The sequence below is a fragment of the Desulfovibrio intestinivivus genome (assembly GCF_053570665.1).
This window is the reverse complement of record NZ_JBRBQT010000001.1, coordinates 1,400,792-1,421,060: the sequence shown is the minus strand read 5'-3', so window position 1 is coordinate 1,421,060 and position 20,269 is coordinate 1,400,792. Positions and strand designations below refer to the sequence as shown.

General features: G+C 59.4%; 17 protein-coding genes. 8 read left to right on the top strand and 9 right to left on the bottom strand.

Annotation, left to right across the window (positions count from 1 at the left end; all coding sequences use genetic code 11):
• Window positions 1-10 precede the first annotated feature (10 nt).
• Window positions 11-328 carry a hypothetical protein gene (locus tag ACUZ9P_RS06065; RefSeq protein WP_298995194.1) on the top strand — a complete coding sequence of 106 codons (318 nt, stop codon included), beginning with the start codon at window positions 11-13 and terminating at the stop codon, window positions 326-328.
• Window positions 325-750, top strand: coding sequence for a hypothetical protein (locus tag ACUZ9P_RS06060; RefSeq protein ID WP_449249043.1), 426 nt, complete (start codon window positions 325-327; stop codon window positions 748-750). Before ACUZ9P_RS06065 ends, ACUZ9P_RS06060 begins: the two co-directional genes overlap by 4 nt.
• An 89-nt stretch (window positions 751-839) precedes the next feature.
• On the opposite strand, the gene ACUZ9P_RS06055 is transcribed toward ACUZ9P_RS06060, so the two are convergent.
• The 7 genes from ACUZ9P_RS06055 to topA form a co-directional block, all read right to left on the bottom strand.
• Window positions 840-1,523 carry a hypothetical protein gene (locus ACUZ9P_RS06055; RefSeq protein WP_449249042.1) on the bottom strand — a complete coding sequence of 228 codons (684 nt, stop codon included), beginning with the start codon at window positions 1,521-1,523 and terminating at the stop codon, window positions 840-842.
• A gap of 176 nt (window positions 1,524-1,699) precedes the next feature.
• Window positions 1,700-3,241, bottom strand: coding sequence for an efflux transporter outer membrane subunit (locus ACUZ9P_RS06050; protein ID WP_449249041.1), 1,542 nt, complete (start codon window positions 3,239-3,241; stop codon window positions 1,700-1,702).
• Window positions 3,238-6,444 carry an efflux RND transporter permease subunit gene (locus ACUZ9P_RS06045; protein ID WP_449249040.1) on the bottom strand — a complete coding sequence of 1,069 codons (3,207 nt, stop codon included), beginning with the start codon at window positions 6,442-6,444 and terminating at the stop codon, window positions 3,238-3,240. The genes ACUZ9P_RS06050 and ACUZ9P_RS06045 overlap by 4 nt, the downstream gene beginning before the upstream one ends.
• 7 nt (window positions 6,445-6,451) lie before the next feature.
• Window positions 6,452-7,564: an efflux RND transporter periplasmic adaptor subunit gene (locus ACUZ9P_RS06040; protein WP_449249039.1), complete on the bottom strand. Its 1,113-nt coding sequence runs from the start codon at window positions 7,562-7,564 to the stop codon at window positions 6,452-6,454.
• 356 nt (window positions 7,565-7,920) lie between these two features.
• Complete coding sequence (locus tag ACUZ9P_RS06035) at window positions 7,921-8,562, bottom strand: thioredoxin (protein ID WP_449249038.1); 642 nt, start codon at window positions 8,560-8,562, stop codon at window positions 7,921-7,923.
• A 215-nt stretch (window positions 8,563-8,777) separates the two neighbouring features.
• Window positions 8,778-9,938 carry an XdhC family protein gene (locus ACUZ9P_RS06030; protein ID WP_449249037.1) on the bottom strand — a complete coding sequence of 387 codons (1,161 nt, stop codon included), beginning with the start codon at window positions 9,936-9,938 and terminating at the stop codon, window positions 8,778-8,780.
• A complete protein-coding gene (topA, locus tag ACUZ9P_RS06025; protein WP_449249036.1) occupies window positions 9,931-12,171 on the bottom strand; it encodes a type I DNA topoisomerase in 2,241 nt (746 codons plus the stop codon). Before topA ends, ACUZ9P_RS06030 begins: the two co-directional genes overlap by 8 nt.
• Before the next feature lie 394 nt (window positions 12,172-12,565).
• Between topA and ACUZ9P_RS06020 the strand changes: the two genes are divergently transcribed.
• The 6 genes from ACUZ9P_RS06020 to ACUZ9P_RS05995 all read left to right on the top strand — a co-directional run bounded on the left by ACUZ9P_RS06020 (window position 12,566) and on the right by ACUZ9P_RS05995 (window position 18,150).
• Window positions 12,566-13,276: a hypothetical protein gene (locus tag ACUZ9P_RS06020; protein ID WP_449249035.1), complete on the top strand. Its 711-nt coding sequence runs from the start codon at window positions 12,566-12,568 to the stop codon at window positions 13,274-13,276.
• A 122-nt stretch (window positions 13,277-13,398) separates the two neighbouring features.
• Window positions 13,399-14,034, top strand: coding sequence for a complement resistance protein TraT (gene traT / locus ACUZ9P_RS06015; protein WP_449249034.1), 636 nt, complete (start codon window positions 13,399-13,401; stop codon window positions 14,032-14,034).
• Window positions 14,035-14,274: 240 nt separating this feature from the next.
• Window positions 14,275-15,408: a VgrG-related protein gene (locus tag ACUZ9P_RS06010; RefSeq protein WP_449249033.1), complete on the top strand. Its 1,134-nt coding sequence runs from the start codon at window positions 14,275-14,277 to the stop codon at window positions 15,406-15,408.
• A gap of 12 nt (window positions 15,409-15,420) precedes the next feature.
• Window positions 15,421-17,148 carry a glycosyltransferase family 9 protein gene (locus tag ACUZ9P_RS06005; RefSeq protein WP_449249032.1) on the top strand — a complete coding sequence of 576 codons (1,728 nt, stop codon included), beginning with the start codon at window positions 15,421-15,423 and terminating at the stop codon, window positions 17,146-17,148.
• A 57-nt stretch (window positions 17,149-17,205) separates the two neighbouring features.
• Window positions 17,206-17,811 carry a hypothetical protein gene (locus ACUZ9P_RS06000; protein ID WP_449249031.1) on the top strand — a complete coding sequence of 202 codons (606 nt, stop codon included), beginning with the start codon at window positions 17,206-17,208 and terminating at the stop codon, window positions 17,809-17,811.
• 15 nt (window positions 17,812-17,826) lie between these two features.
• Window positions 17,827-18,150, top strand: coding sequence for a hypothetical protein (locus ACUZ9P_RS05995; RefSeq protein ID WP_298995235.1), 324 nt, complete (start codon window positions 17,827-17,829; stop codon window positions 18,148-18,150).
• A gap of 389 nt (window positions 18,151-18,539) precedes the next feature.
• On the opposite strand, the gene thiE is transcribed toward ACUZ9P_RS05995, so the two are convergent.
• The gene (gene thiE / locus ACUZ9P_RS05990) at window positions 18,540-19,187 is read right to left on the bottom strand and encodes a thiamine phosphate synthase (RefSeq protein ID WP_449249030.1); all 648 of its coding nucleotides are present in this window, start codon (window positions 19,185-19,187) and stop codon (window positions 18,540-18,542) included.
• Between the two features lie 17 nt (window positions 19,188-19,204).
• Complete coding sequence (locus tag ACUZ9P_RS05985) at window positions 19,205-20,251, bottom strand: DUF362 domain-containing protein (protein ID WP_449249029.1); 1,047 nt, start codon at window positions 20,249-20,251, stop codon at window positions 19,205-19,207.
• Window positions 20,252-20,269: the final 18 nt, after the last annotated feature.

Sequence of the window (20,269 nt, the reverse complement as noted above, 5' to 3'; positions counted from 1 at the left end):
GGAGGCCTCCATGAGCGTTGACGCCACCATGGCCGTGCTGTATGCCCAGACCAGCCTGGGCACATCCATAAGCAATGCCGCTGCTGTCGCCCCGCAGGCATCGGCTGCAATGTCGCGCGTTATTGCTGCCGCCATGGCAAAGCAGGAGCAGCAACAGGTAGCACGCACAGAACCTGGGAGCCAGACGGCGCTAACCCCGGATGCCGATCACCAGGGCGCACCCCATTTTGGCAGCCGCAGAAGGCGGCGGCCCCCCCCTGAACCGGAAGCCCCATCGGGTGAAACTTCATCCCCGCTTGTGGGCAACCTTTTGAACATAAAAGTATGAACGACACCCTGCTTTACGCACTTATCATGCTCTTTTCCCTCTTCGAGCTTGCCATACTTGGCGGTGTGCTTGTTTTCTACCTGCGCTTGCGCCGGTCGGAAGCCCTGCTCAACGCCTTGCAGGGCAATCAGGACAGCCTGCTGGCGCGCATAGAAATGAACGCTCGGCTGGAAAAGGAAATCGTGGCTACGTTTGCCCAACGACAAGCAGAATTGCGGAATCTGGATGAAAAGCTCGAAGCGCGGACGCATGAACTGCGCCGTCTGCTGGAACAGGCCGAGGGCATCAGCCGCTCGCCCCAGTTTTTGCGGGAACTGATTTTGAATGGCCACCGCAAAGGCTTGACCAATAGGCAGATCGCCAAAAACGCTGGCCTCAGCGTGGATGAAGTGGATCTTATCCTTGCGCAGAACGTTCAGTAACGCTCATACAGCGTTGCAGTTGCTGTGCAGCTATTCCTGATGCAAGCCTACATTCCCAGACAAACAATCGCTTACTCAGGGCGACCAGGCTAGAAGTCAAGCTTGAACTGCATGCCCAGCCCCAGGGCAGATTCCGGCTGCTTGTTGGCATTGGTCCGCTCGCGCTGCTCATCCTTGAGGATCAGCTCAGGCCCCACCCTGATGCTCAGGTCATCGCCCGCGTCTACATCCGCATAGGCCCGTACAACATGGCGGCTCTGCATAGGGATGTTTTCGTCAGCCTCTATTTCATGCTGCCCCTTCTTCCGCCACGCGGAGTCTTCCTGCCCCACGCTCACGGCCATGCCGCTTTTGTGTTCTTCTTTTGCCAGCGGCCCCTTGAGGGCGGAATTGATGCTGGCCGTGGTATTTACTGATTTTTCCTTGGGCGCGTCATCCACCACGGCCCGCTTTTGCAAATCTTTGGAGCTTGTACCTTCCCGCCATGCATCTCGGCTCTGCGCCTCGCCGCCAAACGCCCACGCTGGCGCGTGAATACCTTTGGAGTTCTTTTCCTTCTGCTTGCTTTCGCGCCGGTTTGCCTTGGCAGAGACCCCCTTTTTTTCGCCAGAACGCTTGGCTCTGGAGCTTTTTGGGGCAATCTGGGGGGCACTTATGTCGGTCTGCTCTGACGAAGCCGGATTTTCCTTGGCGCATGCCAAATCAGGCGCAGAGCAGCACAAGCCCAGCGCAACGCAAAGAGAAAGGAAAATCAGGGGCAACTTCTTATCCATGTTTTTCCCTTTACGACAGGCCTGCCCCTTCTGTAAAGCCCCGCGAGCGGGCAGGACTGGCTTCAATTCCCAGATATGGGCCGAATATGCACGCAAACGCACAGTGGGGGAAACGCCGTCAGACGCCTCCCCCACTGTTTATCAGTCAGCGGCAGCATGCCGCTTGGGTTCGTGTGTTATTCGGATTTAGCCGCAGGCGCGCTTGCCCGCCCGCCAGCCTGCTCCTGCAACAGCTTTTCTGTGTTCACCACAGGGAAGCTGGGGCTTGTGCCGGGGTCCTGCCAGCCGCCGCCAAGGGCCATGCATACGCTGACCACGCTATCAAGCCTGTCGCGCAGCGCTGTCGCCAACCGCAGTTCGGCAGCAAAAAGCTGACGCTCTGCGTCCAGCACCGTCAGGTAGTCCGTATAGCCGTTGTCGTATTGCAGGCCAGCAATCTGGGCGGCACGCCGCAGGCTTTCAACCTGCACCTGCATGCTGCGCACGATGTGGTCAGCCTCGCGCTGCGAGGTAAGCGCCGTACGGATGTCCTCAAAGGCAGTCTGCACGGTTTTGCGGTACACGGCGGTGGCTGCCTTTTTCTGGGCTTCGGCATCCTTGAGGTTATACCAGTTGCGGCCAAAATCCAGCAACGGCACGGTGCCGCTTGCGCCATAGCTCCATGTACCAGCGGGGCCGGTAAAAAGGTTGCCCATGGAAGCGCTCAGGGAACCCAGCATGCCCGTAAGGGAAATGGAGGGGAAGAACTGCGCCCGGGCTACGCCGATATTGGCATTGTAGGCCATGATGCTGAATTCTGCTGCGCGCACGTCTGGCCGACGCTCCAGAAGATCAGAAGGCAGGCCAGCGGGCAGCACGGGCGGCGCGGGCAACATGTGGATGCCCTGTCCGCGCTTCATGGCCCGATCCATAATGTCGCGGGGCGAACGGCCAAGCAGTACGGCCAGGCCAGCCTCAGCCTTGTCCACATCCACGGTGCTGGTGTGCACCTGGGCGCGGGCGGTTTCCACCTCTGCACGGGCGCGCTGCCAGTCAAGCTCGGTTATATCTCCCTGCTTGTAGCGGGCAGTATAAATCTGGAATGATTGCTCACGCGATTTCAGGGTGCGCCGGGCCGTATCAAGCTGCATGTCCTGCGCCAGCAGGGCAAAGTACCCCTGGGCCGTCTGCCCAGCCACCGAGAGGCGGAGAGCTTCGTGCCCAATGACCGTGTTCATCAGGATATCGCTGAGCATGGTGTACTGGTTGCGGATCTTGCCCCAGAAATCCAGCTCCCAGGAGGCGCTCAGCGCGCCCTGGTAGGCTGTGGTAGAACGCGACATCTTGCTCTGGTCAAAAGGCACCGTGTTGGCGGCTTTTTCTGATGCGCCCTGAGCGGCGGCGGAACCGGTGCCGTTGATGACGGGCATCAACGCGGCTGTGCCTACACCCACCTTGGCGGCGGCAGATTCGATCTTGGCCATGGATTCGGCCAGATCCTGGTTGTTCTTCAGCGCTTCTTCAACCAGTTCTGACAGCACAGGATCGTTAAACCTGTTCCACCAGTCGGTATGCAGGGGCGCTGAACCCATATCCACTGCCCGCCACTGCTTGGGCATTTCCTGCTCCGGCCTGTCATAGCGCGGAGCAAGAGAGCATGCCGAAAGCAGCATGGCCAGCATCAGCACCAATGCAGGTGTCTTGAGCATTATGGCCGGGGCCTTGCCGGAAGCGCTCATATGTCGTCCTCCTGGTCTTCCGCAAGGTGGTCCCTGCCCGCATTGGGATCAGTTTTGCCCTGCAGTTTCAGTGAGAGTTGCATGATGGCCTTAAAGAAGAACGGCACAAACAGCGTGGCGATGCACGTTGCCGCCAGCATGCCGCCGATGACCGCCGTGCCGATGGCGTGGCGGCTGTTTGCGCCCGCGCCCGTGCTGATGGCCAACGGCACGCAGCCGAGGATAAAGGCAAGCGAGGTCATCACGATGGGACGGAAACGCAGCTTGGATGCGTGGATGGCCGCCGCATCAAGGCTGCGCCCGGCGCGCCAGGCCTCAACAGCGAATTCCACGATAAGGATGGCGTTTTTAGCCGCCAGACCAACCAGGGTCACTAGTGCCACCTGGAAGTAGATGTCGTTGGAAAGTCCGCGACCCCAGGTCGCCACCAATGCACCGAACACGCCAAAAGGCACTGCCGTGAGCACTGAAAGCGGCAACGACCATGATTCATATTGTGCGGCAAGAATCAGGAAGACCATGACCAGCGCCAGCACAAAAATGACAGTGGTGTCGGCGCTTGCCAGCTTTTCCTGAAGGGCGGTACCAACCCAGCCCAGCTGATAATCGGAGGACAAGACCACAGAAGCGGCTTTTTCCATTTCGTTGAGGGCCTGGCCCGAAGAATACCCAGGCGAGGGTGAACCCATGATGTGGGCCGCGGGGAACACGTTGTAGCGCTCCACCACCTGCGGGGCTGTGCGACGTTCAAGAGTCATCACAGCCGTAAGGGGCACCATGTCCCCGCTCTTGTTGGGCACGTATATGTCGTTGAGGCTTTCAGGCAGCACACGAATATCCGCCTCAGCCTGCAAGCGTACCTGGAAGGTGCGGCCCATGAGGTTGAAGTCGTTGACGTATGAACTGCCGAAGGTGGCGCTCATGGCCGAATACACATCGGCGATGCTGATGCCCATATCCTTGCAGCGTTCGCGGTCAAGGTTGGCGTAGAGCTGGGGCGAACCAGTAGTGAAGAGGTTGCGCACCATGCCCACTGCCGGGTACTTGGGCTTGCCGTCGGCATTTTTGGAGGTCACTTCAAGCACCAGCTTGTTGGCAGCTTCTTCCATGTCCTTGAGGCTGCCGCTGCCGCGCATCTGCACATAGCCTTCAAAACCACCGGTATTGCTCATGCCGCTGATGGGCGGCGGCGTAAAGCCCAAGATAAAGGCCTCGGGCTGCATCACGGTTACAGCGCCCACCGAGTTAACGATGACGCTGGCTGCATCCTTGGGATCCTTGCGTTCTCCCCAGGGCTTGAGCAGGGCAAAGAAGGTGCCGTAGTTACTCTTGGCAGCCATGGAGGTGATGTCCAGACCGGAGAGCGTACCCACGCTCAAGACCGCAGGGTTCTTGAGCATGAAGTCGGTAAGCACCTTGTTGACCGCGCGGGTGCGGGGCTGGGCCGCGCCATCGTCCAGAATGGCCAGACCAAGCAGGTAGCCCTGGTCTTCATCCGGCACAAGGCCGCCGGGCACTACGCGGAACAGCCCCACGATGCACAGAACCATGACTACGCAGAGCGCCAGCGCACGCCAGGCGGAGGCTTTGACAAAACGCACGGCGTTTACATAGCGGCGGGTAATGCGACCAAACACATAGTTGAACCACACAAAGCCCTTGGCAGGCGTGTGGTCATGGGCATGCGGCTTGAGCAGCAGGGCGCAGAGCGCCGGAGTGAGCGTCAGCGCCACAATGCCCGAAAGCACCACCGATACCGAGATCGTAATGGCAAACTGCTTGTACATCTGCCCCGCAAGGCCGCCCATGAACGAAACAGGGATAAACACGGCGCACAGCACAAGCACAATGGCGATAACCGGGGCCGTAACTTCGTTCATGGCCTTTGCTGTCGCCTCCCTGGGCGGCAGATGCTCCGAACTCATGATACGTTCAACGTTTTCAAGCACAACGATGGCATCGTCCACCACGATACCGATGGCAAGCACCAGAGCGAACAGCGTAAGCGTGTTGATGGTGTAGCCAAAGGCGTACAGACCCGCGAACGTGCCGATAATGGATACAGGTACGGCAATGCAGGGAATGAGCGTGGCGCGCCAGTTTTGCAAAAAGACGTAAACAACGATGAACACCAGGATCATGGCTTCGACCAGGGTGCTCACCACTTCCTTGATGGATTCGATAACGAAGTCGTTGTTGTCCACCAGCAGGGTGTAAGCCAGACCATCGGGCATGCGCGAGGCAATGTCCTCCAGCTTGGCCTTTACCATATCGCCAGTGGCGATGGCGTTGGCGCCCGGCAACAGATACACGGCGCCCATGCGGGCACCCATGCCGTTGTAGCTGGAAAGAACGCTGTAGTCCTTGCCGCCCAGTTCTATACGCGCCACATCCTTGAGCCGCAGCATGGCGCTGTCATCGCCGGAGCGGATGATGATTTCGCCAAATTCTTCAGGCGTTACAAGGCGGCCCTGAGTGTCGATCTGCCAGGTAAGCTGGGTGGAGTCTGCCGTGGGCATGTCGCCCAGACGCCCAGGCGCATACTGCGAGTTCTGCTCCTGAATGGCCGAGGTTACCTGCTTTGTGGTAATGCCGTACTTGGCAAGCTTGTCCGGCTGCAGCCAGATGCGCATGGAGTAGTCCATGCTGCCAAAAAGCGTGCAGTCGCCCACGCCGTTGATGCGTTTGAGTTCGTCAACAACATTGACCTGGGCCCAGTTGTGGATGAACACGTCGCTATAGCGCCCGTCGGGCGAATAGAAACAGAACACCTGCAACATGGCGGGCGAACGCTTGACGACCGTGACGCCCTGCCTGCGCACATCTTCCGGCAAGGTGGCCTGGGCCAGGTTAACCTTGTTGTTAACGTTGACCAGGGCCATGTTGGCATCACTGCCCAGCTTGAAGTACACGTTGATGTTGCCCGAGCCGGAACCCGAAGCGGCAATGGAAGTCATGTAGAGCATGTTTTCCACACCGTTGATATTCACTTCGAGGGGGGCCAGAACCGTGGAGGCAATGGTTTCCGCAGAAGCGCCGGGGTACGACACGCTCACGTTGACCGTGGGCGGCACAAGGTCGGGGTATTGTGCGATGGGCAGGGCCTTCATGGCCAGCGCGCCCACCAGGGTTATGACAATAGAGATAACGGCCGACAGAACCGGCCTGCGCAAAAAGAAATTCGGCTTTGTAGAAACAGCCATATGCTACCTACTTCTTCGGCGCGGCATCCTGGGGCTGCTGCCCACCGGCTTGCTGCACGCGCACTTGAGTCCCGGGACGGGCTTTGATGATACCTTCACTGATGATGCGTTCCCCGCCCTTGAGGCCGGAACCCACCAGATATTGATCTCCCACAGCCACAGTCACAGTGATGGGGATGGCGTAGACCTTGTCGTCCTTGTCCAGCCCCATGACCACGGTACCCTTCTGGGTCACGATAACGCACTTTTGCGGAATAAGAATGGCGTTCTTGAGGATGTCGCCTTCCACAAACAGGCGCACATACTGCCCGGGCATAATCTGCCCGTCGGCATTGGGAAACACCGCGCGGGCCTTGATAACGCCCGTGGTGGGCTGCACCTGGCTATCGATAAAGGTCACTTCGCCTTCCGTGCCGTACATGGTGCCGTCCAGCAGGCGCAACCTGGCCTTGTAGCGGTTGTCCTTCGGGAACATCAGGATGCCCGAGGCTGCAAGCTGCTGGCGCAGCATGCGGTCAGGGGCGGCAATGGAAAAGTCAATGTACATGGGGTCTGTCTGGTTCACATAGGTAAGCAGCGAGTTGTTGCTCACCAGGTTGCCGGGGGTGTAGTTTTCCTTGCTGCTGTAGCCGGAAACAGGAGCCACCACCTGGCAGTAATCCAGATTGATCTTGGCCTGACGCAGGGATGCCTTGGCGCTGTCGTACGCGGCCAAGGCAGAATCGCGGTCTTTCTGCGAAACGGCGTTCTTTTCGTACAGAGGGCGAATGCGCTTCCATTCACGTTCCGCGTTCACGTACTGGGCCTGCGCCTGCTGTACCTGGGCTTCGTACTGGTCGCGTTCAAGCTGGAACATCTGCTTTCCGGCCTTAACGAAATCGCCTTCGTTATACAGACGCTTTTCAATAATCCCTTGAACGCGGGCGCGCACTTCAACAGCGCGTGAACCTGAGGCCTGCGCCTGGAACTGGCTGGGCCAGGAGGCATCGGCAACGGTTACTTCAACAGCCGACACCGGCAAGCGCATGTCGGGCTGTCCTTTTTTGTCGCTCTCGCAGGCGACAAGGGCAAGGCAAAGCCCCAATACAACTGAAATTTTTGCAATAGATCTGATACTCATGAATAACTCCATATGGCGTGGCGCACGGCGCTCAAAACACGCACGGCGTAACGGCGGTGGCTTAATTTTCCACCGAGACGGGTCATCGCTAAACGTCGTTCCTGGGGGGGATCAGCATGAAAGATTTGGCGCTAACAAGCGCCTCATGACGCGTTGGGGGCGTCATACGGCCCCAGCCTGATAAACTCACCGACAATTGCAGTAAACCACCCCTTTAAAAAGCACAGTTCACGCCAAAAAGCAATGTATCTGGCTGTTTGGCAGCCAAATGCTGAGCGTGATTATTCTTTGTAATTTCAGGTAGTTACAATATCGTGGTATTTTTTTATAACATGCTGAAATCACTAACTATTTTTTTAGAAAAATTCTCCATCAGAATCAGGGGTTTCACTCTTCTCAAAGTACTCCCTGATGTGTCTGGCATTGGCGCTTGCGCTGTCCAGAAAGACCACCCACCATACGGTATCCTTGAACAGCTCCATGCGTTTGAACTTGTGGCGCTCGTCAGTCATGCGCAGCACTGTTATCTCCAGCTGCTTCTCTGCGCCATTTTCGCCCATAAAGACAATCCGCAGGCCAGCGCGCAGCATGACGCGCAGGTCTGCCGGGGAATACTGGGTAAGTATTCTGCCTGCCACGTCGGTGGCCTTGAGGAAACTGGTTGCTTGGGCGGATGAAATGCCCACCTTGCGCACATCGCCGTTGATCAACAGTTCCATACGCTTGATGTTGGCCAGATTGATACGGCTGCGGTTGATGACCTTGCCATCGCGCAGCACACGGTAATAACACGCCCCGATTTCCTCAGAAACGCCCATAACAACGGTGGCGCTTACATCAGGATAAAAAACGCCGATGCTGGCCGTCATGCCGGAGGCCCTGGCAATATCGCCCTTCTCCTCTGCGATGCAGCGCAGATGGCGCGCAGTACGCATCCTGGCATTTATATAAATGCCTACAAGCAGGAGGAACAGCAGGGCGACAATTGTAAGGGTCATGCAAAGCGCCTTGGAGGGTAAGGGATGAAGTATCTGCGCACCCGGCAATCCGGCAGCAGGCAACTGCGCGGCGGAGCGGCGCACACTCGCCTTTCAGGGCCAGTTAGCACCTGAAAGACGCCTATAGAAGGCAAAAGCCTGCCTGCCCGCATTTCGCCGCAAGAATTTTCAAAAAAATTTTGCCAAGCAGTTAATTCATTTCATTGTCAACTGCTCTAGTCGTCAAACCGCAGGCGCATCAGGGTTCCGGCACGGGCGGCCAGCAGTTCGGCCACGATGGAAACTGCAATCTGCTGCGGGGTTTCCGCTTCTATGGAAAGGCCAATGGGGCAGCATACGGCAGCCAGTTCCGCATCCGGCACACCCTGCTTGCGCAAAGCGGCATAGACCTGTTCGCGCTTGGTTCTGCTGCCGATCATCCCCACATACTGGGCATGACTTGTCAGGGCCTGAGCCAAGGCCTCACGGTCAAAACTGTGCCCGCGCGTGATAATGGCCACAAAATGTCTGCGCCCGATGTCGCAGGTCTGCACAAGATTTTCGTAGCCCGGCAAAACCCGGCAATGGCGGGCCATGGGGAAGCGCCCCGCATTGGAAAACTCTTCGCGGTCGTCCACCACATCCACCACAAAGCCGCAGGAATGGGCCAGCCGCGCAACTTCCAGCGACACATGCCCGCCGCCGCACAGTAGGAGCACTGGCGGCGCATCCAGAGGTTCCACGTAAAAGATGCGTCCGTCAACGTCTACCAGGCCAGGGCGGCCCTTGCGCGTCTCAAGCTGGGAGTTTACCGCGTCCAGCCCCAGGGTCACGCCTTCGGGCTGAACGGAATGCTCCGGCAAGGCGTCCACAAACAGCCGCCGCTGCGGGGTTTCCGCCTCGCCATGCAGCGAAACGCCGTCCTGACGCAGTTCAACCAGCCATGCGCCCCGCCCCCCCAGCCGCAACACCTCTGCCGCAAGGGCGAACATTTCAGCCTGACGTGGTGCAAGCACCTCGCACAGTACTTCCATGCCGCCGCCGCAGATCATGTCGCTGTTGGGCGTAAAGCCGCTCATGTCGCACGAAACACGCGCAGAAAGGCCGCTTGCAAGGCTGTTGCGGGCAGCTTCCATGGCGCGGGCTTCAAGCAGGCCGCCGCCCACTGTTCCTTCAAATCCATTGCGCGTCTGAAGGGCGCGGGTTCCGGCTTCGCGCGGGGCAGAGCCTGTGCGGCTCACCACAGTCACAAGCACCAGAGGTTCGCCCCCTGTCAGCAGGGCCGCGGCGCGGGCTTCAAGCGTGTCTTCCCACGGGATTGTCACCAGAGATTCCGGCGTGCCCTTGGGGCCTTCGCCGTTTGAAGGCAACAGAGAGGCCTCGTTTTTCTTACCCATCTCCATCCTCCTTCACATAGCCGCACCCTTTGACCGGGCAGATGACCTTTGCGCCATCGCGGCTTTTCTTTTCGATCAGATAGGGCGAATTGCACCGTGGGCAGGGGCCGGGCACGGGCTTGTCCCACAGGGCAAAATCACACTGCGGGTACTGGTCGCATGAATAGAATATCTTGCCGCGCTTGGTGCTTTTTTCAACCAGCGAGCCCTTGCCGCAACGCGGGCAAGGCACCCCGGTGGAAAGCGGAGCCGCGTACTTGCAATCGGGATAGCCCGTGCAGGCAATGAAGCTGCTGCCCGTGCGGGACTTCTTGATCACCAGGTCTTTGCCGCACTGCGGGCAGTCCCCCACCTTTTCATACTGGGGCTTTTCCTGGGCCACGGCTTCCACGGTGCCGTCTTCCGTGCGCTCAAAATTGCTTGTGTAGCGGCATTCCGGATAGCCCGAACAGGCCAGAAAAGCCCCGGCCTTGCCAAACTTGATGAGCAGATCCTTGCCGCACTCCGGGCAGGGCAGGTTTGCGGGCATGCCCCCCTTGAGGCTCTTCATATTTTTGGACGCAGCCGCCAGCGTGGGATTGAAATCTTCCGAAAAACGCCGCAGCAGTTCGACCCACTGTTCCTGACCTTCGGCCACCTTGTCCAGGTTTTCTTCCATCTGGGCGGTGAAACCCACGTCCATGAGCTTGCCGAAATGCTCCACAAGCTGGGTACATACCACGCGCCCAAGGTCGGTGGGCACAAAATGGCGTTCCTTCAGGCTCACGTATTCCCTGTCCTGAAGGGTGGAAATAATGGCCGCATAGGTGGAAGGACGCCCGATGCCCAGTTCTTCCAGCTCGCGCACAAGGCTTGCTTCGCTGAAGCGGGCCGGGGGCTGGGTGAACTTCTGTTCCTTGTCGAGCTTTTCGAGCGTGAGCGTCTGCCCAGCGGTCAGGGGCGGCAGCTCAGCGTCCGCCTCATCCTTGCCGCGCGGCATGGCCGCCAGAAAACCGGGGAACAGCAGGCGCTCGCCCTTGGCCTTCCACTGCGTATGCGCGCAGGCAATACTGGCCGTTGTGTCGTGAAAGCGCGCCCCGGCCATCTGCGAGGCCACAAAGCGCGACCAGATGAGCCGATAAAGATTGTACTGCTCCGGCGGCAGGTGAGTTTTCACCTCATCGGGCGTGATGGCCACGTCAACAGGGCGGATGGCTTCATGCGCGTCCTGCGCGCCGCCCTTGGCCTTGTAGACCCTGGCCCGCTTGGGCAGATATTCCTTGCCAAAGCTGCCTTCAATAAAGGCCTTGGCCGCATCGCGGGCTTCATCGGCAATGCGTGTGGAGTCGGTACGCATGTAGGTGATGAGTGCCGTGAGCCCCCTGTCGCCCAGTTCAACGCCTTCGTACAAACGCTGGGCAATATTCATGGTGCGCTTGGCAGTGTACGAAAGGCGCTGGTTGGCAGCCTGCTGCAAGGTTGAGGTAATGAAGGGCGGCTGCGGGGCGCGTTCGCGCTCTTTTTCTTCCACACTTTCCACCACAAAGGGCTTGCCCGCCATGGCGTCTTCAATATCCTTGGCCTGGGCCGCATTGCTGACCACAGCCTTTTTGCCGCCCACCTTGGCAAGCTCGGCCTTGAAGGGCGGCGGAACTTCCGCAGCCAGCAGAGCCTTGAACAGCCAGTATTCTTCGGGCTTGAAGACCTCGCGGGCCTCCTCGCGCTCAACAATGAGGCGCAGGGCCACTGACTGCACACGCCCGGCAGAAATACCGCGCTTGATGGACTTCCACAGCAGGGGCGAAATCTTGTAGCCCACCAGCCGGTCCAGTACACGGCGCGCCTGCTGCGCGTCAAAAAGATGTACGTTGAGCTCGCGCGGATGCGCCAGGGCTTCTTTCACCGCCTTGGCCGTGATCTCGTTGAACTGGATACGTTTGATATCCTTGGCCTTGTCGCGGATAAGCTCCGCCACATGCCAGGCAATGGCCTCTCCCTCGCGGTCGGGGTCGGGCGCGAGATATACGGTATCGGCCTTGGAAGCGGCCGCGCGGAGTTCGCTGACCACATTCTTTTTATTGTCTATAACCTCGTAGTGCGGCGCAAAGTCGTTGGCTTCGTCCACACCAAGCGAGCTGGACGGCAGGTCGCGCACATGGCCAACACTGGCCTGCACCATGTACTGCGGCCCCAGAAACTTCTTGATGGTCTTCACCTTGGCGGGTGATTCCACAATGATAAGCTGTTTGCCCATGCTGCCCCTCGGTTATCTCGTGCTTGCCGGCAAAAGACGCGCGGCCCTGTCAACGCTCACGCCATCGCGTGGCTGCCGCCCGCACCCTGCACCGTCACTTATATGGTTGTCAGCGCGGCGTTTTCGCGCAATTTTTCTTACGTGCAATCGCAACGCAACACGCCCTCGCAACGATTATTTCCCGTTGCCAAAATCCATTGCAGCGCCATAACGCCCCATTGGCGGCAATGCGCGACACAACCAATAGCGTCAAGTACGAAGCATTTGTCAAGTCCCGACCTATCTCAGTGCCATGCGCCAACACCGCTTACCCTGGGGTCAACCGTGCCAAACTGGACAGCAAGGCCAATCTGCGCTATTTATGATAGTGTCGTTCAAAATTGCAAGGAAGCATATGCCAATCTGTTTTCTGCCACGTAACTTTTTTGCGGCTCTGTGCCTGCTGACCCTGTTTGCTTTTGGCGCGGGTTGCGCCACGCATCAGGAGCAGCCGGGCACCCCGCCTGCCGCAGATTCCGGAACGCAGCCAGGCAGAGATGCAGACGTTTCTGATGCGCCGCTGCAAAGTGTGCAGGTGCGCAAAGGGCAGACCGTGCACGTGACAGTGAGCGGCGGCGACGCCTCGTTTAACGCCGACTTTGAATCCATGCTCACGAGTTATTTACAGAGCGAAAAAGATCTGACCCCCGCCGATTCGGCGCAAAAGGCAGACCTGCTCATACGCGTGAAGGTGGAGGACATATACCCTCTGGGTTCGCGCAACGCGCCTGTGAGCGCAGGGCATGCCCTGGGTTCAACCGCCACCGGAGCCATGCTGGGCGTGCTGCTTGGCGGCACAACCGGCGGCAGAAGCGGGGCAGCCTGGGGGGCCGGCGCCGGAGCAGCCCTTGGCCTGGGCGTGGCCCTGCTGGACAGTTCCGGCAAAAGCAAAATATGGGGAATGAAAGCTCTTGTAGGCGTGGGCCGCAACGGACGGGAACCGTCAGATGCGGACATGCACCGCACCACGGTGCGCGCTGAGGGAGCCAACATGGGCAAGGAGGAAATCCTGCCAGCCCTAGAGGACACATTAAGCCGAAAGATTCTCGAGTCGCTGCGCTCCTGATTTCGCGCCAACGCTATCCGCATTCCAGCCCTCGCCCTGCGAGGCTGGGCGCAAATACTATCTCCCCCCGAATACAACTCAGATCCGCGCCTTTTTTGGCGGCGGCATCTCAAAGGAGCAGTATGTCCTTTATCCGCTATATTCTGATGCTGTGCCTGGCCTTTGCCTCCCTGTGCGGCTGCGTGCGCCAATCGGCGGACGCCGCACGTGTGGAAGTGCTGCGCCAGGGCCAGATTGAGGAGCCGGAAGCCGATGTGAACATCCATCCGGCGGTTTATGTCAACGTGCGCGACAATACCAACAAGATTTTCGGCCTGCGCACCCAGGTGGAAACATGGCTGCAACGCCAGGGCTACACGGTAGTGCCAAACCCCAGCGAAGCTGGCTACATCCTCCAGATAGTCGTGCTTGCTGCCGGGACGACCGCACCGGAAACCGCCCGTCAGGTGGTGACTGCAGGGTATGACGCCCCCTCGCAACTGAGCGGCAAAGGCGGCACCGCCATGGTGGCGGATGTATTGCTGGTGCAGCGCCATGTCCCCAGCACTCAGGGTTCCCGCCGCACAAACCTCAAAAACATTGGCAAACGCAATGCCGTTGGCAGCAGCCAGATGCGCATTGCCTTGCTCGTCCATCAGGAATTCAAGACGGGCGCGGGCATGCCCCCGGTCTTTGCCGAAACCCTTGCCAAGGAACTGGCGACTTCCGTTCACCGCGCCAACACCGAAGAAGCACCAACCCAACCCGCAAAGCAGTAGCTGCTTCCGCGCGGAAGACCCGGCCTGACTCCCACCCCATTGTCTTTCCCAAGGGCAACCGACAGCGTCGGTTGCCCTTGTTATTGACGGCGGCCCTGAAGGGTTCCTGCGCCAGCGTCAGCATTCCGGCGCAGGCCCGATCCGCAAAATATAACCTGTCGTTTTACCCGCGCATATCCAGAGTTGGCACTGTACTTGCTTTTTCCTCAACGCGGAGCCTCAGCCCCGCAGGAGGAACACATGGCACTTTCCAATTTTCTGATCCGCCCCCCATCTGATGCACAAAAGGCCCAGGCGGGCGCTCCACGCCGCACTGCGCCTGCGCAGGCCGGAAACCCCGCGTCCTTTGCCAACATCATGAGCGGCCAGACCACCAATGCGGAAAACGCCAGCACTGCCGAAACGCAGCGCACAGGCATGGCCCTGGCCGGGAACATGGGGCAGCAGGGCATGATACTGGCAGGGCGCTCGCCAAGCGATCTTGCCCGCACTCAGGTATTCAGCAAGGCAGAAACCGACATGCGGCAGACCAAGGCCATTGACAGCCTCATGCAGACAGTATCCGGCGGCAACTCCACCCTTGATCTTGCCCGCAGCATGGGTACTGCCCGGCATCTGCGCTCCATGACCAGCGCCATGGACAACCGCGTCAAGGGGCTCAGCATGGGCGATTTTGTCCATTCGCGCACCCAGCCCCAGGCTCAGGCCCGCACCAAGGCCTCGCATAAGGTCGAGGACATGGAGCTCGGTCAGCTTTCAGCCCGCTTTGAGTCTGGCAGCGACGGCATTGCCGCCGTGGGCTATGACCGCAACGGCGGCACCTCTTACGGCAAGTATCAGGTATCGTCACGCGCGGGCAGCCTGAAGGATTTTCTGGATTTTCTGGATACGGAAGCCCCGGATCTTTCCAAACGCCTGCGCTCCTCAGGCCCCGGCAACACGGGCAGCCGCAAGGGCGCCATGCCCGACACCTGGCGCGCCATCGCCAGCGAACAGCCCGAGCGTTTTGAGGATCTTCAGGAGGCCTTTGTGCGTCAGAGCCATTACAAACCCGCACTGGATTCCATTGCGCAACGCATCGGACTGAACCCCGACAAGGTTTCCACAGCCATGCGCGAGGTTATCTGGAGCACATCCGTGCAGCACGGCCCTGCGGGCGCGGCCCGCATTTTCGAGCGGGCGCACGCCATGAGCGGCAAGCCGACCGATGCGGCCTATGAACGCAACCTCATCAACAACGTGTACAACATACGCGTGGGGCAGTTTGGATCTTCCGACAGCAATATTCAGGCAGCCGTGGCCAACCGATTCAAGCAGGAAAAGGCTCTGGCCCTGAACCTTCTGAACGGCGGCAAAACCTCGGCGCTGGCATAAGGCGGCCAAGCAATGGAGACCACCAGCTCTGCGGATGACCGCTCAGGCACCACACTGGTCATCAACCTGACGCGATTTGGCGACCTGCTGCAATGCCAGCCCCTCATTGAGGATCTGCATCGTCAGGGCCAGACAGTGCATCTGGTGTGTCTGGACAATTTCTCCAGCGCCCAGCCCCTGCTGCGCCATGTGGAGCGCACCTGGCCCCTGCCCGGCGCGCGGCTCATGGCCGACATGGACAAGGATTGGCGCATCGCAACGGCCCTTCTGCTGGAATTTGCCCGCGCCGTCAGGAGCGAGGCAAGGCCCGGCTGCGTTGTCAACCTGACTACCACCCTGCCTGCGCGGCTGCTCACAGGCTTGCTGGCTGGCGGGCAGGCTGACGGGCAGGCCGAAATTCGCGGTTTCTGCCTTGACGCGCACGGTTTTGGGCAGAACAGGGGCATCTGGTCCACATTCCTGAACAGCGGCGCTACAAACCGTCTGAGCGCTCCCTTCAATATTGCGGATATGTTCCGCATGGTGGGCGCGCCGCACACACCAGCAGCCGCAGCCGTGCAGACTCGCCAAAGGCTGGCCGATCCGCCCCAGGAAGCCCAGGATGCAGCGGATGCCCTGCTTGCCGGAGTTCCGCCAGAGACATGCGGTTTTGTGGCCATGCAGTTGGGCGCAAGTGAAGCACGGCGGCAGTGGCCCGCACATTTTTTTGCCGAGGTGGGCGACCAGCTGTGGCGCGAGCGTAAGCTCTGCCCGGTGCTGCTTGGCTCACCTGCCGAACGCCCGCTGGCCGAGGCCTATGCTCAGGCTGCCCAAAGCCATTGGGTGGATGCCGTGGGCAAGACCAATCTTACCCAACTGGCGGCTTTGCTGCGCCGGTCAAAATTGTTGTTTACCAACGATACCGGCACCATGCATCTAGCTGCTGGCCTTGGGGTGCCCTGCCTGGCCATATTCCTTGCCACGGCCCAGCCCTGCGACACTGGCCCCTATCTGCCCGGATGCTGCTGTCTGGAACCTGCCCTGCCCTGCCATCCCTGCCCCTTTGGCCGCCCCTGCCCCAATAATCTGGCGTGTGTGACGCATGTCAGCCCCAGGAGCGTGGAATCCCTCGCTCTGTCGTGGCTTGACGCTGGCCGCTGGGATGCCGCCCCACTCGACCTTGTGGGGCACGAGGCCCGCGTATGGCTGACGGAGCAGGACGACAAGGGATTTATGACCGTGCGCTGCCTTACGAGGCACGCCGCCGAAGATCGCAGCCTATGGCTTGCGCAGCAGCGGATTTTCTGGCGTCAGATACTTGACGAACTGGACGATGCCGCCCGGCCCGCAGCTGTGGAGCAACAGAGCGCGGATACCAGGCTGTCTGAAGAAAATGCCCCTTCAGCATCTGCGCACGGCACAGCACATGCGGACGGCCCGGCTGCCGCGTTTTCTGCCGGATTTGCGCAACGCATGGCGGCATCGCTGGAGCAGGCCGCACAACTTTTTGAAATGCTTACGCAACAAGGGCAACTGCTGGGCAAGAGCCCCAAGGCAGGGCAATTGTTTTTGCGTAATTGCGAACGCCTGCAAACAGTTTTTGACGCCTGCCCCGAGCTGCGCTCATTGGGAGCCTTCTGGCGTGAACTGCGCCAGGAACGCGGCGACCGGCTGGACGACCTGCTGGAGCTTACTGCCCAGCTTGGCGCGCATTTCGTTATCTGGCGTCATAAATTTACCGATGGCACGTCATTTGCTTAAACATACTCAGAACACATTACGGTAAAATCTTCCCTGTGGGGAGAGGAGGGAACTGGAATGATAATCATAGACGGCTCACAAAGCGAAAAAAGTATTTCTGCCTTTGCCAACCTTGAAGAACTGCTCAAGGATGTAATGCTGGAAGACCAGATGGTCAACCGCGTGGTAACGGACGTTCTGGTAAACAACGAAGCGTTTTCCGAGATCTATCCGCATCAGGCCGAAGACATCGCCTGCTCCGAAATTTCTTCCATTGAGGTGCGCTCCGTGCCCATGGCTGAAATGGCTGTGGATATGTCCGCCGAATTGGGCAAGGTCGCCCAGATGATGGCCCACGGCTCGCGCGAAGTGGCCCGGTTATTCCGCGCCGCCTCTGACACGGACGCCCTGGAACTTTTTCAGGATCTGCTGGACGTGACCCGCGACTTCATGGGCATGCTGGGCGAACTGCGCACCAACTACACAGATGGTGCTCTGCCCGATTTTGCCGAAAAAACCGAAAAATTTTCCAGCCTGCTTTCTGAAATGGGCGACGTGCTGGAAAACGAAGACTGGATTCTTCTGGCAGACCTGCTTGAATATGAATTCATCCCGCTTTGCGACGATTGGCGCGCCACCAGCGAGATTCTGCACAAGCAGGTTGCCGAACACATGGCCCAATAGGCCTCAGGAGCTTGCATGAATCAGGGAGTATGCCTTCTTGATGAAGCGCTGAATCTTGCCCGCCTGGAAATGGCGGCACTGGAAGACGGCGCATACGACAGGGCGGTCGAGCTTGCCGAAAGGCGGGGCGAAGTGACCAGCATGGCATGGCACATGCTGGAAGACAGCCAGGCCGACCAGTACAAAACTCACCTGATTGAACTGGCCCGTGTGCAGGATCAACTGACGGAACTTGCCACCAGGGCGCACAGCGAAATCAGGTCGCAGCTGCAACGCTCACGCCTCGAAAGTCGCCGCATGCGCGGCTACCACAGGGCAGTGGGCCAGGCGCTGCAATAGCACACCATGCGTTCTGAATCATAGATGGCGGCATACGCAACAGCGTGTGCCGCCACCTTTTTTGGGGCTGGCCCGCTCCAGGTGTAGAGTGTCAACACGTTGTTCACCCTTCCCTTCACTCGGTTTGTTGTTGTCTGGTAACAACAGCTTTACCGATTTATGGAGGGTGAACAACCTATTGGAATATTACATCTAGGGGCTGTTTCTAAATAAAAGATTTTGCGCCGAGGACAAGGAAAACAGTGTTTTTTACGACAGGAGTGGACTCGCTTTAGCCGTTGCGACGCAGGAATCTACGGATAAAGACAGCAGCGCTTTTTGTCCATGACTGGAGTAAAAAATGCTGGATGACGCAGTGATCGGCCAAAAGAATTATTTAGAAACAGGCCCTACCCCACCATGCCTTCACGCATGGCCTTGCGCACATCTTCCACTCTGGTACGGATGTCGGGCGCGCCGACCAGTTCGCTCACAAGCGAGCAGCAGCGCGCGCCGTGCCGCGCGACTTCCGCAATGTTATGCCGCTTGATGCCGCCAATGGCCACAAAGGGCAAATCCCCATTGCGGGCGACCCAATCCAGATACTCGTACCCAACGGGATCAACCACGTCTTCCTTGGTGTTGGTGGCAAAGATCGGCCCCACGCCAATGTAGTCCGCGCCAAGGCTGCGGGCTTCCCGTGCCTGTTCCGGCAGATGGGTGGAAAGGCCGATGATCATTTCCGGCCCCACAAGGCTGCGCACGTCGGGGACAGGCAAATCCTCCTGCCCCACATGCACGCCGTCGGCCTGCACCAGCATGGCGATATCCACGTGGTCGTTGACGATAAAGCAGGCTCCGGCCTCCTTGGTCAGCCGCCGCAACAGGCGGCATTCCTCCAGCATGGCACCGGATTTCAGCTTTTTTTCGCGATATTGCAAAATGCGCACGCCTGCCCCCATAAGGGCGGAAACAACTTCTTCAAGCGGCCTTCCCAGTGAAAGACCGGCATCCGTGATGGCATAAATATCCGTTTCTCCAGGCAGGATTCTGGGCATATGAGGCTCCTTGGCGGCTATTTTCTGAACGCCGCAACAATGCGGCGAAAACAACTGTGTACAAAGCGGGCAGGATGAAAGGACGTGTGCGAAAGCTCCGCTGGCAACTGAAATCCTTCGGATGAAAAATCCCCGGGGCTTCGCAGGGGAAAGACAGCCCCAATGCCGTCATACCCTTCTGCCGGGGCGCTGCCCCAGGCCTGGCGGCGGCACAGGGCCGCACCCAGAGGCACATCCTGCGGCGCAAGGCCCAATACGGCATACAGCGCTTCGTCCAGCGCCACGGCAGAGGCGCTGGCCCCGACCACGCCCAGTGCATAAGGGCTGCCGTTGCTCGGCCCTGTAACGTGCATGGCCGTAACGCCGTCCGCAACTGCGGCAACAGGGGGCAAGGCCGCCCACAACGCCGCAAGGCAGTCGGCAAAAAACAGGGGGTCGCGCCCCTCGCGGGCGTGGGCAAAAGCCTTGTGCAGGCCGCGCACGCAACCAAAACAGTTTTTGACGGAGAGCGTCACCAGCATCTGCGCATGGGCCTTGACCCGGGGAACCGACACAATAAAATCGCTCTCAAGCGCCAGACGCGCCACATGAAAGCGCGATCCGCCCGCCTGCAAACCAGCCTTTTGCGCCGCTTCGCCCTCAAGGGGCAGAGGCACCGGCTCCGCAGGGCCGATCTCTTCAACTTCAAGCCCCAGAGGGCGCAAAGCCGCCTCAAGCCCCACAGCCCGGGCCACGGAGGCCGCACGTCCAAAACCCGGCGAATCCGCAACACGCACCCGCGCCCCGTGATCCATAAGCCAGGCGCATACGGCGGCCACAACCTGCGGCGAAGCGCAAGCAAGGGGCTTTGCCAGCAAAAGGTTGGGCTTTACCAGTACGCGCGCACCGGGGCGCAGGGGGCAAAGTTCCGTCAGGCGGGCGGCGTCCATGACGTCGCCCACAGCCCTGACCAAGCCGGGATCATGGTAATCCTCTTGCTGCAACAAGGCCACGGGCAGTGAAGCCGGGGCGGCGACAGGGCTGTTTTCCAGCCCGGCAGGCGGGGTATTGATGCCGTTTTCCATGCCCGGACTATGCCGCCC

Bases quoted from the DNA above. Each gene is read 5' to 3' on its own strand.
- ACUZ9P_RS06065 (WP_298995194.1), top strand. From the start codon at position 11: ATGAGCGTTGACGCCACCATGGCCGTGCTGTATGCCCAGACCAGCCTG.
- ACUZ9P_RS06020 (WP_449249035.1), top strand. From the start codon at position 12,566: ATGCCAATCTGTTTTCTGCCACGTAACTTTTTTGCGGCTCTGTGCCTG.
- topA (WP_449249036.1), bottom strand. From the start codon at position 12,171: ATGGGCAAACAGCTTATCATTGTGGAATCACCCGCCAAGGTGAAGACC.
- ACUZ9P_RS06055 (WP_449249042.1), bottom strand. From the start codon at position 1,523: ATGGATAAGAAGTTGCCCCTGATTTTCCTTTCTCTTTGCGTTGCGCTG.
- ACUZ9P_RS06005 (WP_449249032.1), top strand. From the start codon at position 15,421: ATGGAGACCACCAGCTCTGCGGATGACCGCTCAGGCACCACACTGGTC.
- ACUZ9P_RS05985 (WP_449249029.1), bottom strand. From the start codon at position 20,251: ATGGAAAACGGCATCAATACCCCGCCTGCCGGGCTGGAAAACAGCCCT.
- ACUZ9P_RS06040 (WP_449249039.1), bottom strand. From the start codon at position 7,564: ATGAGTATCAGATCTATTGCAAAAATTTCAGTTGTATTGGGGCTTTGC.
- ACUZ9P_RS06010 (WP_449249033.1), top strand. From the start codon at position 14,275: ATGGCACTTTCCAATTTTCTGATCCGCCCCCCATCTGATGCACAAAAG.
- ACUZ9P_RS06030 (WP_449249037.1), bottom strand. From the start codon at position 9,938: ATGGGTAAGAAAAACGAGGCCTCTCTGTTGCCTTCAAACGGCGAAGGC.
- traT (WP_449249034.1), top strand. From the start codon at position 13,399: ATGTCCTTTATCCGCTATATTCTGATGCTGTGCCTGGCCTTTGCCTCC.
- ACUZ9P_RS06045 (WP_449249040.1), bottom strand. From the start codon at position 6,444: ATGGCTGTTTCTACAAAGCCGAATTTCTTTTTGCGCAGGCCGGTTCTG.
- ACUZ9P_RS06050 (WP_449249041.1), bottom strand. From the start codon at position 3,241: ATGAGCGCTTCCGGCAAGGCCCCGGCCATAATGCTCAAGACACCTGCA.
- ACUZ9P_RS06060 (WP_449249043.1), top strand. From the start codon at position 325: ATGAACGACACCCTGCTTTACGCACTTATCATGCTCTTTTCCCTCTTC.
- ACUZ9P_RS06035 (WP_449249038.1), bottom strand. From the start codon at position 8,562: ATGACCCTTACAATTGTCGCCCTGCTGTTCCTCCTGCTTGTAGGCATT.
- ACUZ9P_RS06000 (WP_449249031.1), top strand. From the start codon at position 17,206: ATGATAATCATAGACGGCTCACAAAGCGAAAAAAGTATTTCTGCCTTT.
- ACUZ9P_RS05995 (WP_298995235.1), top strand. From the start codon at position 17,827: ATGAATCAGGGAGTATGCCTTCTTGATGAAGCGCTGAATCTTGCCCGC.
- thiE (WP_449249030.1), bottom strand. From the start codon at position 19,187: ATGCCCAGAATCCTGCCTGGAGAAACGGATATTTATGCCATCACGGAT.